Origin of the sequence: Pseudomonas atacamensis, from assembly GCF_017167965.1 — a bacterium.
Taxonomy (GTDB): Bacteria; Pseudomonadota; Gammaproteobacteria; order Pseudomonadales; family Pseudomonadaceae; genus Aquipseudomonas; species Aquipseudomonas atacamensis.
The window spans coordinates 5,874,796-5,891,174 of sequence record NZ_CP070503.1; the positions used below are offsets into that span (position 1 = coordinate 5,874,796).

Annotated in this window: 1 protein-coding gene; it reads left to right on the forward strand. The window is 61.5% G+C overall.

Translation table 11 applies throughout. From position 1 onward, the window contains the following. Nucleotides 1-331: 331 nt before the first annotated feature. Nucleotides 332-16,270: a retention module-containing protein gene (locus tag JWU58_RS26575; protein ID WP_206421283.1), complete on the forward strand. Its 15,939-nt coding sequence runs from the start codon at nt 332-334 to the stop codon at nt 16,268-16,270. Nucleotides 16,271-16,379: the final 109 nt, after the last annotated feature.

Below are 16,379 nucleotides of genomic sequence, written 5' to 3' on the forward strand. Positions count from 1 at the left end.
GAATCACAGCAGAAACGTGGCGCTGCGTCGGATGATGGCAACCCGAAAGACCGTATGTCGGAAAGTTCAAAACAGGAACTGGATGACAGGCTGGAGGACAGGTCGCCGCGGAAATATCAATGTGACATTAGTGGGGCGATTGTTTAGGATGGCTCCCAGAAGGTCAATAGTTTGGCATAAAGTTAATCGCGATAATTTATAGCCAGATTATTGACGGAAATACAGCGTCAATAAGTTATCCATTTATAGAAAGTACGTCCAGACTGAAGTGGCGCCGACGCCCGTCAGGTCCATGGAAGTCAACTGAATGTGACACCCCGGAGAGTCTTCAATGAGCAGTGTTGTTGCCGTCGTCAAAAGCATTGTCGGTCAGGTTTTCGTGGTGTCCCCAGAGGGCGTGCGTCGCGTACTCGTTGAAGGCGATCGCCTGTATGTCGGCGACCAGATCGATACCGGCCTGTCCGGCGCGGTGTCGCTGGAACTGGCCGATGGCCGCATGCTCGATCTGGGCCGTGACACCCAGTGGAGCGCCAGCTCGCCTGACTCCAGCACTGACCTGGCCGAAGCCACCGCGCAGGCTGCGCCTTCTGTAGAAGAACTGCAGCAAGCCATCGCCGCCGGTGTCGACCCGACCACCGCACTCGAATCCACCGCGGCCGGCCCGACCGCCGCAGGTACCGGTGGTGCTGCCGGTGGCGGTCACAGCTTCGTCATGCTCGACGCCACCGCTGGCCGCGTCGATCCGACCATCGGCTTCCCCACGGCGGGCATCAATTCTGCCGGGCAAATCGCGCAGGACACCACCGGTGGCCTGACCACCGACACCACCACCAACGCGCTGCGTGACTCGACCCTGAGCCTCAGCGCCACGCCGACCATCACCGAAGCCGGCGGCGTGCTGGTGTATACCGCGACCCTGACCCAGGCGCCGCTGACCGACCTGACCATCACCCTGTCCAATGGCGCAGTGATCGTCATCCCGGCCGGCGCCACCACCGGCACCGTCAACGTGCCGCTGGTGCCGAACGACACGGTCTACAACGACCCGACCCAGATCGACGTGACCGTCACCGGCACCAGCGGCGGCAACGGCATCACCGTGACCCCGCCAACTATCCCGGCGACCACGCAGGTCACCGACACCGTCGATACCACTACCGTCACGCTGACGGCTGGTTCGAGCGTGACCGAAGGCGGTCAGATTACCTATACGGCGACTTTGACCAACCCGGCGCAAACTCCGGTAACCGTCACGCTGTCGAACGGCTCGACCATTACCATTGGCGCTGGCCAGACTACCGGCACTGTTAACGTGCCGACGCCAGCGAACGACGTCTATAACAACGGCAGCACCGTTACGACGACGATCACCGGGGCTACCGGTGGCAATTTCGAAAATCTGGTGCCGAATCCGACGCCAGCAGTAACTACGATCACCGACTCGGTCGATAACACTGGCCTGACCCTGACAGCGACCAACAACATTGTTGAAGGCGGTCAGATCACCTACACCGCGACGTTGACCAACCCGGCGCAAACCCCGGTGACCGTCACTCTGTCGAACGGCTCGACCATCACCATTGCGGCTGGCGAAACCGTTGGTACCGTCAACGTGCCGACTGCGGCCAACGACGTGTACAACAATGGCAGCACCGTCAGCACCACGATCACTGGCGCAACTGGCGGCAATTTTGAAAACCTGGTGCCGAACACCACGCCAGCCGTTACCACCATCACCGATTCGGTCGACAACACCGGTTTGACTCTGACCGCGACCAATAACATCGTTGAAGGCGGTCAGATCACTTACACCGCGACCCTGACCAACCCGGCGCAGACGCCGGTAACTGTCACTCTTTCCAACGGTTCGACCATCACCATTGCTGCGGGCGAAACCGTCGGCACCGTGAACGTGCCGACTGCGGCCAATGACGTTTACAACAATGGCAGCACCGTCAGCACGACGATCACCGGGGCTACCGGCGGCAACTTCGAAAACCTGGTGCCAAACACCACGCCAGCCGTTACCACGATCATTGATTCGGTTGATAACACCGGTCTGACCCTGACTGCGACGAATAACATTGTTGAAGGCGGCCAGATCACTTACACCGCGACGTTGACCAACCCGGCACAAACCCCGGTAACCGTCACCCTGTCCAACGGTTCGACCATCACCATTGCTGCTGGCGAAACCGTGGGCACCGTCAACGTGCCGACTGCGGCCAACGACGTCTACAACAATGGCAGCACCGTCAGCACCACCATCACTGGCGCTACCGGTGGCAATTTCGAAAACCTGGTGCCGAACACCACGCCAGCCGTTACCACGATAACTGATTCGGTTGATAACACCGGTCTGACCCTGACTGCGACGAATAACATTGTTGAAGGCGGCCAGATCACTTACACCGCGACGTTGACCAACCCGGCACAAACCCCGGTAACCGTCACGCTGTCCAACGGCTCGACCATCACCATCGCGGCTGGCGAAACCGTCGGCAGCGTCAACGTGCCGACTGCGGCCAACGACGTTTACAACAATGGCAGCACCGTCAGCACCACGATCACTGGCGCAACCGGTGGCAATTTCGAAAACCTGGTGCCAAGCAACACGCCTGCGGTCACCACCATCACCGATTCGGTCGATGACACTGGCCTGACCCTGACCGCGACCGACAACATCGTTGAAGGCGGTCAGATCACTTACACCGCAACGCTGACTAATCCAGCGCAGACGCCAGTTACCGTCACCCTGTCGAACGGTTCGACCATCACCATTGCTGCGGGCGAGACCGTTGGCACCGTGAACGTGCCCACTGCGGCCAATGACGTGTACAACAATGGCAGCACCGTCAGCACCACCATTACCGGCGCTACCGGCGGCAACTTCGAAAACCTGGTGCCGAACACTACGCCAGCCGTCACCACGATTACCGACTCGGTCGATGACACTGGCCTGAGCCTCAGCGCCACCGGTTCTGTGGCCGAGGGTGGCCAGATCACCTACACCGCCACGCTGACGAATCCGGCCGGCACCCCGGTAACCGTGACCCTGAGCAACGGCTCGGTGATCACCATTGATGCCGGCAAAACCACCGGCACCGTTACCGTTCCAGCGCCTGCCGATGACGTCTACAAGGACGCCGGCCAAGTCGAAGTCAGCATCAAGGACGCCACCGGCGGCAACTTCGAAAATCTGGTGCCGAACGCTACGCCGGCAGTGACCGAAATCACTGACACCGTCGATACCTCGACGGTGAAGCTGAGCGCAGACACCTCGGTTGCCGAAGGCGGCACCGTGACTTATACCGCCACCGTCGGCGCGCCAGTCACCGGCTCGCCTGTGGTCGTGACGTTGGCCAACGGCCAGAACATCACCATCGCCGTCGGCCAGACCACTGGCTCCATCACCTACACTGCACCGAACGATGCCTTGACCGGCAACGCTCCGCTGACCAACTCGATCACTGGCGTAAGCGGCGGCAATTACGAAAACCTGGTGGCGGAAAATACTCCAGTTTCGACCACCGTCACCGACGTGGCCGACACCACCAATCTGTCGCTGAGCGCGACCGCTTCCGTGGCTGAAGGCGGCCAGATCACTTACACCGCGACCTTGACCAATGCTGCTGGCTCGCCAGTGACCGTGACCTTGTCGAACGGCGCCGTCATCACCATCAATGCAGGCGAAACCAGCGGTAATGTGACTTTCCCGGCTCCGTCCGACGACGTCTACAAAGACTCAGGCTCCGTGCAGGCCACAATCACCAGCGCCACCGGCGGCAACTTCGAGAACCTCGTTCCGAGCACCACGCCAGCGGTCACTCAAGTCACCGACACCATCGATACCTCGACGGTCAAATTGACCGCCGACACTTCGGTAGCCGAAGGCGGAACCGTCACCTACACCGCCACTGTCGGCGCGCCCGTCACCGGCACGCCTGTTGTCGTGACCCTGGCCAACGGCCAGAGCATCACCATCGCCGTCGGCCAGACCACCGGCAGCGTCACCGCCCCGGTATCGAATGACGTGCAGATCGGTCACGCACCACTGACCAACTCGATCACCAACGTCAGCGGCGGCAACTTCGAAAATCTGGTCGCCGACAAGACCCCGGTCAGCACCACCGTGACCGACACCGTCGACACCACCAGCATCGCGCTGACTGCCACCGGCAACGTCAATGAAGGCGGGCAGATCACCTACACCGCGACGCTGAGCAACCCGGCCGGTACGCCGGTCACCGTCAACCTGAGCAACGGTTCGGTCATCACCATTGAAGCGGGCAAGACCACCGGCACCGTGACCGTTCCGGCACCTGCCGATGACGTCTACAAAGACGCCGGCAAAGTCGAAGTCACCATCAAGGACGCCACCGGCGGCAACTTCGAAAATCTGGTGCCGAGCACTACGCCTGCGGTGACCAACGTTGCCGACACGGTCAACACCACGCACCTGACCCTCAGCGCAGAAAGCTACGTGCTCGAAGGCTCTTCGATAACTTACACCGCAACGCTGACCAACGCCGCGCAAACGCCGGTAACGGTCAACCTGAGCAACGGCCAGACCATCACCATCGAAGCCGGCAAGACCAGCGGTTCGGTGACGATCGCCGCACCGAGCGATGACGTCTACAAGGACGTCAGCAAGCTCACCGTAACCATGACCGACGCCAGCGGCGGCAACTTCGAGAAACTCGACGTCAGCAAGACTCCGGTCAGCACCACGGTCAACGACACCGTCGACACAACCGCACTGACCCTGACCGCCAGCGATACCGTCAGCGAAGGTGGCCAGATCACCTACACCGCGACCCTGAGCAACCCGGCCGGCACTGCGATGACCGTGACCCTGGCCAACGGCGCGGTGATCAACATTGCCGCTGGCGCGACCAGCGGCTCGGTGAATTTCCCGGCGCCCGCCAATACGCCGTACATCGATGGCAGCAACGTGCGGACGGCGATCGCCAGCCACAGCGGCGGCAATTTCGAGCGCGTCGAGGCCGATCGTTCGGCTGTGGTGACTAAAGTCACCGACGCCGTCGACACCACCAACATCAGCCTGAGCGCCACCGGCAGCGTTGCCGAGGGCGGCTCGATCGTCTACACCGCGACCCTGAGCAATCCGGCCGGCACCGCCATGAGCGTGACCCTGAGCAACGGCGCGGTGATCAACATTGCCAAGGGTGCGAGCACTGGCACTGCGACCGTCGCTGCGCCTGGCGATGATGTGTACAAGGACGCCGGCAAGGTCGATGCGAGCATCACCAAGACCAGCGGCGGCAACTTTGAAAATCTGGTGATCGACAAGACTCCTGCGGTAACTGATGTCACCGACACCATCGACAACAGCACGGTTTCGCTGACCGCCAGCGCCAGCGCGATAGAAGGCGGCGTGGTTGTCTACACCGCGTCCGTGACCGCCCCGGTCACCGGTTCGCCAGTGCTGGTGACTCTGTCCAACGGCCAGACCATCACCATTCCGGTCGGCGCCAGCAGCGCCAGCGTCAACTTCACCGCGCCGAACGATGCACAGGCCGGCGGCAACACCCTGAGCGTGAAAATCGACGGCGCCAGTGGTGGCAATTACGAAAATCTCGTCGCCGACCAAACCCCGGCGGTGACCTCGGTGACTGACGTCGCCGATACCACCAACCTGTCGCTGTCCGCGACCGGCTCTGTGGCCGAGGGCGGTTCGATTGTCTACACCGCAACCCTGAGCAACCCGGCCGGTACCCCGGTGACCGTGAATCTGAGCAACGGCGCGGTGATCACCATCGAGGCCGGCAAAACCAGCGGCACCGTCACCGTTCCGGCACCTGCCGATGACGTCTATAAAGACGCCGGAAAAGTCGAAGTCACGATCAAGGACGCCACTGGCGGCAACTTCGAAAACCTGGTGCCAAGCACCACGCCAGCGGTCACTGATGTCACCGACACCGTCGACACCTCGACGGTCAAACTGACCGCCACCGAAACCGCAGCCGAAGGTGGCACCGTCACCTACACCGCCACCGTCGGCGCGCCGGTCACCGGCTCGCCTGTGGTCGTGACCCTGGCCAATGGTCAGAACATCACTATCGAAGTCGGCAAGACCAGCGGCAGCGTGAGCACCACCGCGCCGAACGACGTTCTCGCCGGCCACGCGCCGCTGACCAACTCGATCACCAACGTCAGCGGCGGTAACTTCGAAAACCTCGTTGCCGACAAGACTCCGGTCAGCACCACCGTGACCGACACCGTCGACACCACCAACCTGTCGCTCAGCGCGACCGGCGCGGTGAACGAAGGCGGCCAGATCACCTACACCGCGACTTTGAGCAACGCCGCTGGCACACCGGTCACCGTGACCCTGTCGAACGGTGCGACTATCCTCATTGAGGCCGGCAAGACCACCGGCACCGTGACCGTCGATGCACCGAAAGACGACGTCTATAAAGACGCCGGCAGCGTTGAAGCGACCATCCAGAGCGCAACCGGCGGCAACTTCGAAAACCTCGTCACCAGCACAGCGCCGGCGGTGACCACGGTCAACGACACCATCGACACCACCACCGTGTCGCTGAGCGCCACTGCGAACGTCGCCGAAGGCGAAACCGTGGTCTACACCGCCACCGTGGGCGCGCCAGTGACCGGTTCGCCGGTGATCGTGAGCCTGTCCAACGGTCAGACCATCACCATCGCCGTTGGCGAAACCACCGGCAGCGTCAACTACGTCGCGCCGAACAGCCCATTGGCGGGCGGCAGCTCGCTGAGCGTGACCATTGATGGCGCCACCGGTGGCAACTACGAAAAACTGCTGGTCGACGGCGAGTCCGCCGACACCGTGGTTTCCGACACCACCGACACCACCAACCTGAACCTGAGCGCCAGCGATTCGGTTGCCGAAGGCGGCCAGATCACCTACACCGCAACGCTGACCAACCCCGCCGGCACACCGGTCACCGTGACCCTGTCGAACGGCGCCACGATCACTATCGACGCGGGCAAAACCACCGGCACCGTGACCGTCGACGCACCGAAAGATGACGTCTATAAAGATGCCGGCAAAGTCGAAGTGACCATCGAGGGTGCGACCGGCGGCAACTTCGAGAACCTGGTGCCAAGCGCGGTTCCAGCGGTGACGAATGTCACCGATACCATCGACACTTCGACGGTCAAACTGACCGCCGATACGTCGGTGGCTGAAGGCGGTACCGTGACTTACACCGCCACCGTCGGCGCTCCGGTTACCGGCTCACCAGTTGTGGTAACTCTGGCCAACGGCCAGACCATCACCATCGGCGTTGGTCAGACTACTGGCACTGCAACTGCTGTTGCTGCGAACGATGCGCTGACCGGTAATGCTCCGATCACCAACTCGATCACCAACGTCAGCGGTGGCAACTTCGAAGATCTGGTGGCGGACAAAACACCGGTTTCGACCACTGTTACGGATGTCAACGACACCACCAATCTGTCGCTCAGCGCCAGCAACTCGGTGGCTGAAGGTGGCCAGATCACCTACACCGCGACACTGACCAATGCCGCTGGCTCACCAGTGACCGTGACCCTGTCGAACGGCGCTGTGATCACCATCAAGGCTGGCGAAACCACCGGCACCGCAACCGTTCCGGCACCGTCCGATGACGTCTACAAAGATGCTGGTTCCGTGCAGGCGACGATCACCAGCGCTACCGGCGGGAACTTCGAGAACCTCGTTCCGAGCACTACCCCTGCGATCACCCAGGTCACCGACACCATCGACACTTCGACGGTCAAACTGACCGCCGATACGTCGGTGACCGAAGGCGGCACTATCACCTACACCGCAACCGTCGGCGCACCCGTCACCGGTTCGCCAGTTGTCGTGACATTGGCCAACGGCCAGAACATCACCATCGCCGTCGGCCAGACCACCGGCACCGCAACCGCTGTTGCTGCGAACGATGCGTTGGCCGGTAATGCGCCGATCACCAACTCGATCACTGGCGTAACCGGTGGCAATTTCGAAGATCTGGTGGCGGACAAAACTCCGGTCTCGACCACTGTCACCGACGTTACCGACACTACAAATCTGTCCTTGAGCGCCAGTAACTCGGTGGCTGAAGGTGGCCAGATCACTTACACCGCGACATTGACCAACGCCGCTGGCTCGCCAGTGACCGTGACCCTGTCGAACGGCGCTGTGATCACTATCGACGCCGGCAAGACCACCGGCACCGTGAACGTTCCTGCGCCGTCCGATGACGTCTACAAAGACGCTGGTTCCGTCCAGGCAACGATCACCAGCGCTACCGGTGGCAATTTCGAAAACCTGGTACCGAGCACTGCTCCAGCGGTGACGACAGTCACCGACACCATCGATACCTCGACCGTCAAATTGACCGCCGATACCTCCGTCGCTGAAGGCGGCACGGTCACCTACACCGCCACTGTGGGTGCTCCGGTCACCGGCTCACCTGTTGTGGTAACTCTGGCCAACGGTCAGACCATCACCATCGGCGTCGGTCAGACTACTGGCACCGCAACCGCTGTTGCTGCGAACGATGCGCTGACCGGTAATGCTCCGATCACCAACTCGATCACCAACGTCAGCGGTGGCAATTTCGAAAATCTAGTGGCGGATAAAACTCCGGTTTCGACTTCCGTCACCGACGTTGCCGACACCACCAACCTTTCGCTGAGTGCGACCGGTTCTGTGGCCGAAGGTGGTTCGATTGTTTACACCGCTACACTGACCAACGCCGCTGGCTCGCCAGTGATCGTGACCCTGTCGAACGGTGCCGTGATCACCATCAAGGCTGGCGAAACCACCGGCACCGCAACTGTTCCTGCACCGTCCGACGACGTCTACAAAGACGCCGGCTCTGTTCAGGCAACGATCACCAGCGCTACCGGCGGCAATTTCGAAAACCTGGTACCGAGCACAGCTCCGGCCGTAACGACTGTCACCGATACCATCGACACTTCGACGGTCAAACTGACGGCCGACACTTCGGTGGCTGAAGGCGGCACCGTGACTTACACCGCCACCGTTGGTGCGCCAGTTACTGGTTCGCCTGTTGTGGTAACTCTGGCCAACGGTCAGACCATCACCATCGGCGTCGGTCAGACTACTGGCACCGCAACCGCTGTTGCTGCGAACGATGCGCTGACCGGCAACGCTCCGATCACCAACTCGATCACTGGCGTAACCGGCGGCAATTTCGAAAATCTCGTCGCCGACAAGACCCCGGTCAGCACCACCGTGACCGACACCGTCGACACCACCAACCTGTCCCTGTCGGCCACCGGCTCGGTGGCGGAGGGTGGCCAGATCACTTACACCGCGACCCTGACCAACGCCGCTGGCTCGCCTGTAACCGTCACCCTGTCGAACGGCGCGGTGATCACCATCAAGGCTGGCGAAACCACCGGCACCGCAACTGTTCCGGCCCCGTCCGATGACGTCTACAAAGACGTCGGTTCCGTCCAGGCGACGATCACCAGCGCGACCGGTGGCAACTTCGAGAACCTGGTACCAAGCACGGTTCCAGCGGTGACCAATGTCACCGACACCATCGACACTTCGACGGTCAAGCTGACCGCCGATACGTCGGTGGCTGAAGGCGGCACCGTGACTTACACCGCCACCGTCGGCGCACCAGTGACTGGCTCCCCTGTCGTCGTGACTCTGGCTAACGGCCAGACCATCACCATCGGTGTCGGTCAGACTACTGGCACCGCAACCGCTGTTGCTGCGAACGATGCGTTGGCCGGTAATGCGCCGATCACCAATTCGATCACTGGCGTAACTGGCGGCAATTTCGAAGATCTGGTTGCAGATAAAACTCCGGTTTCGACTTCTGTCACCGACGTTGCCGACACTACAAATCTGTCCTTGAGCGCCAGCAATTCGGTGGCGGAAGGTGGCCAGATCACTTACACCGCGACATTGACCAACGCCGCTGGCTCACCAGTGACCGTGACCTTGTCGAACGGCGCCGTGATCACCATCAAGGCTGGCGAAACCAGCGGTAATGTGACCGTTCCGGCACCGTCCGATGACGTTTACAAAGACGCCGGTTCCGTCCAAGCGACGATCACCAGTGCCACCGGTGGTAACTTCGAAAATCTCGTGCCGAGCACCACTCCAGCGATCACTCAGGTCACTGACACCATCGATACTTCGACCGTCAAACTGACGGCTGATACGTCGGTGGCTGAAGGCGGCACCGTGACTTACACCGCCACCGTCGGCGCACCAGTCACCGGCTCGCCTGTGGTTGTGACTCTGGCCAATGGTCAGAACATCACTATCGCTGTTGGCCAGACTTCCGGGACTGCGACTTTCACCGCGCCGAATGATGCGTTGGCTGGTAATGCTCCACTGACCAACTCGATCACTGGCGTGACCGGCGGCAACTTCGAAGATCTGGTTGCGGACAAAACACCTGTCTCGACTTCTGTCACCGACGTTACCGACACTACAAATCTGTCCTTGAGCGCCAGCAATTCGGTGGCGGAAGGTGGCCAGATCACTTACACCGCGACATTGACCAATGCTGCTGGCTCACCAGTAACCGTGACCCTGTCGAATGGCGCCGTGATCACCATCAAGGCTGGCGAAACCACTGGCACCGCGACCGTTCCGGCACCGTCCGATGACGTCTACAAAGACGCCGGTTCCGTGCAGGCGACAATCACCAGTGCCACCGGTGGCAACTTCGAGAACCTCGTTCCGAGCACTACGCCTGCGATCACCCAGGTCACCGACACCATCGATACCTCGACGGTAAAACTGACCGCCGATACTTCGGTGGCTGAAGGCGGCACCGTGACTTACACCGCCACCGTCGGTGCGCCAGTTACTGGCTCGCCTGTGGTCGTGACACTGGCCAACGGCCAGACCATCACCATCGGCGTCGGCCAGACTACCGGCACTACAACCGCTGTTGCTTCGAACGATGCACTGAACGGCCACGCTCCGATCACCAACTCGATCACTGGCGTAACCGGTGGCAACTTCGAAAATCTCGTCGCCGACAAGACTCCGGTCAGCACCACCGTGACCGACACCGTCGACACCACCAATCTGTCACTGAGCGCAACCGGCTCCGTGGCCGAAGGTGGCCAGATCACCTACACCGCGACACTGACCAACGCCGCTGGCTCGCCTGTGACCGTCACCCTGTCGAACGGCGCCGTGATCACCATCAAGGCTGGCGAAACAACCGGCACTGCAACCGTTGCGGCACCGTCCGATGACGTCTACAAAGATGCCGGCTCGGTGCAGGCGACGATCACCAAAGCCACCGGCGGCAACTTCGAGAACCTGGTACCGAGCACTGCTCCAGCCGTGACGACTGTCACCGACACCATCGACACGTCGACCGTCAAATTGACCGCCGATACTTCGGTAGCCGAAGGCGGCACCGTAACTTACACCGCCACCGTCGGCGCTCCGGTTACCGGCTCACCAGTTGTGGTAACTCTGGCCAACGGTCAGACCATCACCATCGGCGTCGGTCAGACTACCGGCACTGCAACCGCTGTTGCTTCGAACGATGCACTGACCGGCCACGCTCCGATCACCAACTCGATCACTAACGTAACCGGCGGTAACTTCGAAAACCTCGTTGCCGACAAGACCCCGGTCAGCACCACCGTGACCGACACCGTCGACACCACCAATCTGTCACTGAGCGCAACCGGCTCCGTGGCCGAAGGTGGCCAGATCACCTACACCGCGACACTGACCAACGCCGCTGGCTCGCCTGTGACCGTCACCCTGTCGAACGGCGCCGTGATCACCATCAAGGCTGGCGAAACAACCGGCACTGCAACCGTTGCGGCACCCTCCGACGACGTCTACAAAGATGCAGGTTCCGTGCAAGCCACGATCAAAACCGCGACCGGTGGTAACTTCGAAAACCTGGTACCGAGCACCGCGCCAGCAGTGACCAGCGTCACCGACACCGTCGACACCACCACCGTAAAACTGAGCGCAACCGCCACAGCGGCAGAAGGCGGCAACGTCGTCTACACCGCAACCGTCGGCGCCCCCGTCACCGGTTCGCCAGTTGTCGTGACGTTGGCCAACGGCCAGAACATCACCATCGCCGTCGGCCAGACCACCGGCACCGTAACCGCCGTCGCACCGAACGATGCGCTGACCGGCAACGCTCCGCTGACCAACTCGATCACCAACGTCAGCGGCGGCAACTTCGAAAATCTCGTCGCCGACAAGACCCCGGTCAGCACCACCGTGACCGACACCGTCGACACCACCAACCTGTCCCTCAGCGCCAGTAACTCGGTGGCAGAAGGTGGCCAGATTACGTACACCGCGACATTGACCAACGCCGCAGGCTCGCCAGTGACCGTGACCCTGTCGAACGGTGCCGTGATCACCATCAAAGCGGGCGAAACCACCGGCACGGTGAACGTTCCAGCGCCAGCTGACGACGTCTACAGAGACGCCGGCACCGTGCAGGCGACCATCAGCAGCGCCACCGGTGGCAACTTCGAAAAACTGGTACCGAGCACCACGCCAGCGGTGACCAGCGTCACCGACACCGTCGACACCACCACCGTCAGCATCACTGGCAGCAGCTCGGTGACCGAAGGCCAGACCGCCAGCTACACCGTCAGCCTCAATCACCCGGCGCAGACCGAAGTGACCCTGAAAATCGTCTACAGCGGCACTGCTGCCGACGGTTCGGACTTCACCGGTGTGTACACCGTGAAGATCCCGGCGGGCGCCAGCAGCGCGCAGTTCAACGTCGCCACCCTCGATGACAAGATCACCGAAGGCACCGAGAACTTCGTGGTCAAGATCGATTCGGCTACCGGCGGCAACTTCGAGAACCTCGCGGTCAGCAGCACCAATGGCAGCGTCAGCACCTCGATCATCGACAACGATGCACCACCGGTGCTCGATCTGGACGCCAACAACTCCAGCGGTGCGACCGGTGCCGATTACAAGGTGACGTTCACCGAGAACACCCCGGGCGCCGGCGTGTCGATCGCTGACACCGACCTCAGCATCACCGACCCGGACAGCACCATGCTGACCGGTGCCACCGTGGTGCTGACCAACCGTCAGGACGGCGATGCGCTGAATCTGGGCAACAGCGTCAACGGCATCACCATCAATGCCAACAGCACCAACGGCACGGTGACCCTGACCCTCTCGGGTAACGCGACCCTGGCCGATTACATGCAGGCCATCAAGAACATCAGCTTCACCAACAGCAGCGAAAACCCGAGCACCGTGCCGCGCATCATCACCGTGACGGTGACCGATGGCGGCAACTACTCGAACACCGCGACGACCACGGTCAACGTGGTGGCGGTCAACGATGCACCGGTCGCCGCGCCGAGCAATGTCACCGGCACCGAAGACACGCCGCTGGTACTCGGCTGGTCGACCTTCGGCGTCAGCGATGTCGATAGTCCGGCGAGCAGCCTCGGTATCAAGATCACGCAGCTGCCGGGCGAGGGCAAACTGCAGTATCTGGACGGCTCGACCTGGAAGGATGTTGCCAACAACCAGACCTTCAGCAAGGCCGACATCGACGCCGGCAAGCTGCGCTTCCTGCCGGATGCCAACGAGTCGGGGACCAATGGTTACGGCGGCACCGGCCTGGGCAACAATCAGGCGGACTACGCGCAGATCAAGTTCCAGCCTACCGATGGCCAGGCGCTGGGCAGCACCGGCACAGTGAAGATCGACATCACGCCAGTGGCGGATGCGCCGACCCTAGCCGTGGCTGACAACAGCGTTAAATCCACCGGCCTCATCAAGGAAGTCTGGACCGGTCTGTCGGGTCTGGGCACTGACGGCAGCGGAGCGAACTCGACCACCCTGAAAAACGTCATCGACGCCGCCGGCAAACCGAACTCCAGCGGCAACGTCACCAACGTGCAGTCTGACGGCAGTGTCGCCGCCGGTACGGCGTCGAAGACCTCTGGCCTGATCTACCTGGAAGCAGGCAAGACCTACTCCTTCAGCGGCGTGGCCGATGACAGCCTGCTGATTACCATCGGCGGCAAGAGTGTGGCTTCCGGTACCTGGGGCGCGGGCGGTGCGATCAATGGTTCGTTTACCCCGACTACCAGCGGTTACTACACCCTCGACATCTACCACCACAACCAGAGCGGCCCGGGCAGCTACGACGTCAACCTGTCGGTCAACGGCGGCACGCCGATCGACCTCAGCAATGCCGGCGTGCCGATCTACACCGGTGTGCAGGACCTGATCAACTCGGGCGTCACCGTCTCCGATCTGCACGGCACCAACGGCGAAGGCTATTACGACGGCTACAAGCTCAACACCGGCGCCGAAGGCACCACGGTGAAACTGTCGGCGATCAGCACCGCGCTGACCGACACCGACGGCTCGGAAACCCTGACTGTGAAGATCAGCGGTGCACCGGTCGGTTCGGTGCTCAGCGATGGCGCGGGTCATACCTTCACCGTTACCGCGAGCAATGGCGAAGCCAACGTCACCGGCTGGAACCTCGGCTCTCTGACCGTGACCCCGCCAACCTACTACAACGGCCAGTTCAACCTGACCGTGACTTCGACGTCCACCGAACAGGTCGGCGGCTCGGCAAGCAGCACCGCGACCATTCCGGTCACAGTGGTGCCGGCGGTGTACAACGCGGTCACCGCCACCTCGGGTGACGACACCGTCACCGGCACCGACGCCAACGACATCATCGTCGCTGACATCGGCGGCCTGACCGTGGTCCCGGGCACCAACTACAACATTGCGTTCATGGTCGACAGCTCCGGCAGTATGAGCAGTTCGTCGCTGAACGCCGCGAAGGACTCGCTGACTTCGGTGTTCAACAGCCTCAAGCAAAGCCTGGGCGGCAGCAACTCGGGCACGGTGAACATCTTCCTGGTGGACTTCGATACCCAGGTCAACAAGTCGGTGTCGGTGAACCTCAACGACCCGAACGCTCTGGCGCAACTCAAAGCCGTACTGGACTCGATGGGCTCCGGCGGCGGCACCAACTACGAGGACGTGTTCAAGACCACGGCCAACTGGTTCCAGAGCGCCGACGCTGTGGCCAACACCGGGGCGAAGAACCTCACCTACTTCATCACCGACGGCCAGCCGACCTACTACCAGAGCGGTGAGCAAACCAACCCGACGCTTTATGGCAACGTGAAGCTCGATGACGTGGTGAAAACCAGCAACTACAAGCCGGGCGACACCTTCAGCACCTACATCGACAACACCCATGCGTTGACGATCAACAGTGCCGGCACCGTGACTCTGCAGACCTACAGCTCATGGTGGGGCTGGAGCAGCAGCAATCTGGGCACCATCCATGCGCAGGGCGACGGCACTTACGAGTTGTCGAACCTGGCAGGTACCGGTAACAGCACCAACTCTTCGACGAGCAGCAACTCGGCCAGTGGCTTTGCCTTGCTCAACGGCCTGTCGAACGTTGAAGCCATTGGTCTGAACAGCGGTGTCACTCTGGATGACCTGAAACCCTACGATTCGGATAAAACGCCGCAGACCAACATCGATCCGAAAGACCTGGCCAACTCGATCATCGGCCATACCGAAGCGACGATGCCGGGTAACGACACCGTCAACGGTGGCGAAGGCAACGACATCCTGTTCGGCGATCTGGTCAGCTTCAACGGCATTGCCGGCGAGGGTTACCAGGCGATGCAGGCGTTCGTCGCCAAGGAAACCGGCGTTGATGTCAGCAAAGTCACCACCAGTAATGTGCACCAGTACATCACCGAGCACTACCAGGCGTTTGATGTATCCGGCGCGCACGATGGCAACGACACGCTGCTCGGTGGCGCAGGCAATGACATCCTGTTCGGCTCGGGCGGCACCGACCTGCTCGACGGCGGCAAAGGCAATGACATCCTGCTCGGCGGCACCGGCAACGACACGCTGATCGGCGGTCAGGGCAACGACATCCTCATCGGCGGTTCCGGTGGCGACACCTTCGTCTGGAAATCGGGCGACACCGGTAACGACGTGATCAAGGATTTCAAAGCCAGCGAAGGCGACCGCATCGACCTGCGCGACCTGTTGCAGGGCGAGACCGGCAGCACGATCGACAACTTCCTGAAGATCACCACGGTGGATGGCACGTCGTCGCTGCAAGTCAGCTCGGCGGGCAAATTCAACTCGGGCGATGCCGCTGCGGCCACGCCGGACGTGACGATCAAACTGGAAGGCAACAACTGGGCGAGCGCCAACCTGCACAACCTGATTGCCGGCAGCGACCCGACCATCAAGGTCGATCACAACAACAGCTGAGGCTCAAACAACGACGGCCGCCTCCTGTGGGGCGGCCGTCGCGTTTGCGGGCAATGCAGCGGTGACGATTTGTTCGTCGCCCCGCATACTGGCGCGCAGTTGGCTATGC

Excerpts from the sequence above, each read along its gene's own strand:
- JWU58_RS26575 (WP_206421283.1), top strand. The coding sequence starts at position 332 with ATGAGCAGTGTTGTTGCCGTCGTCAAAAGCATTGTCGGTCAGGTTTTC.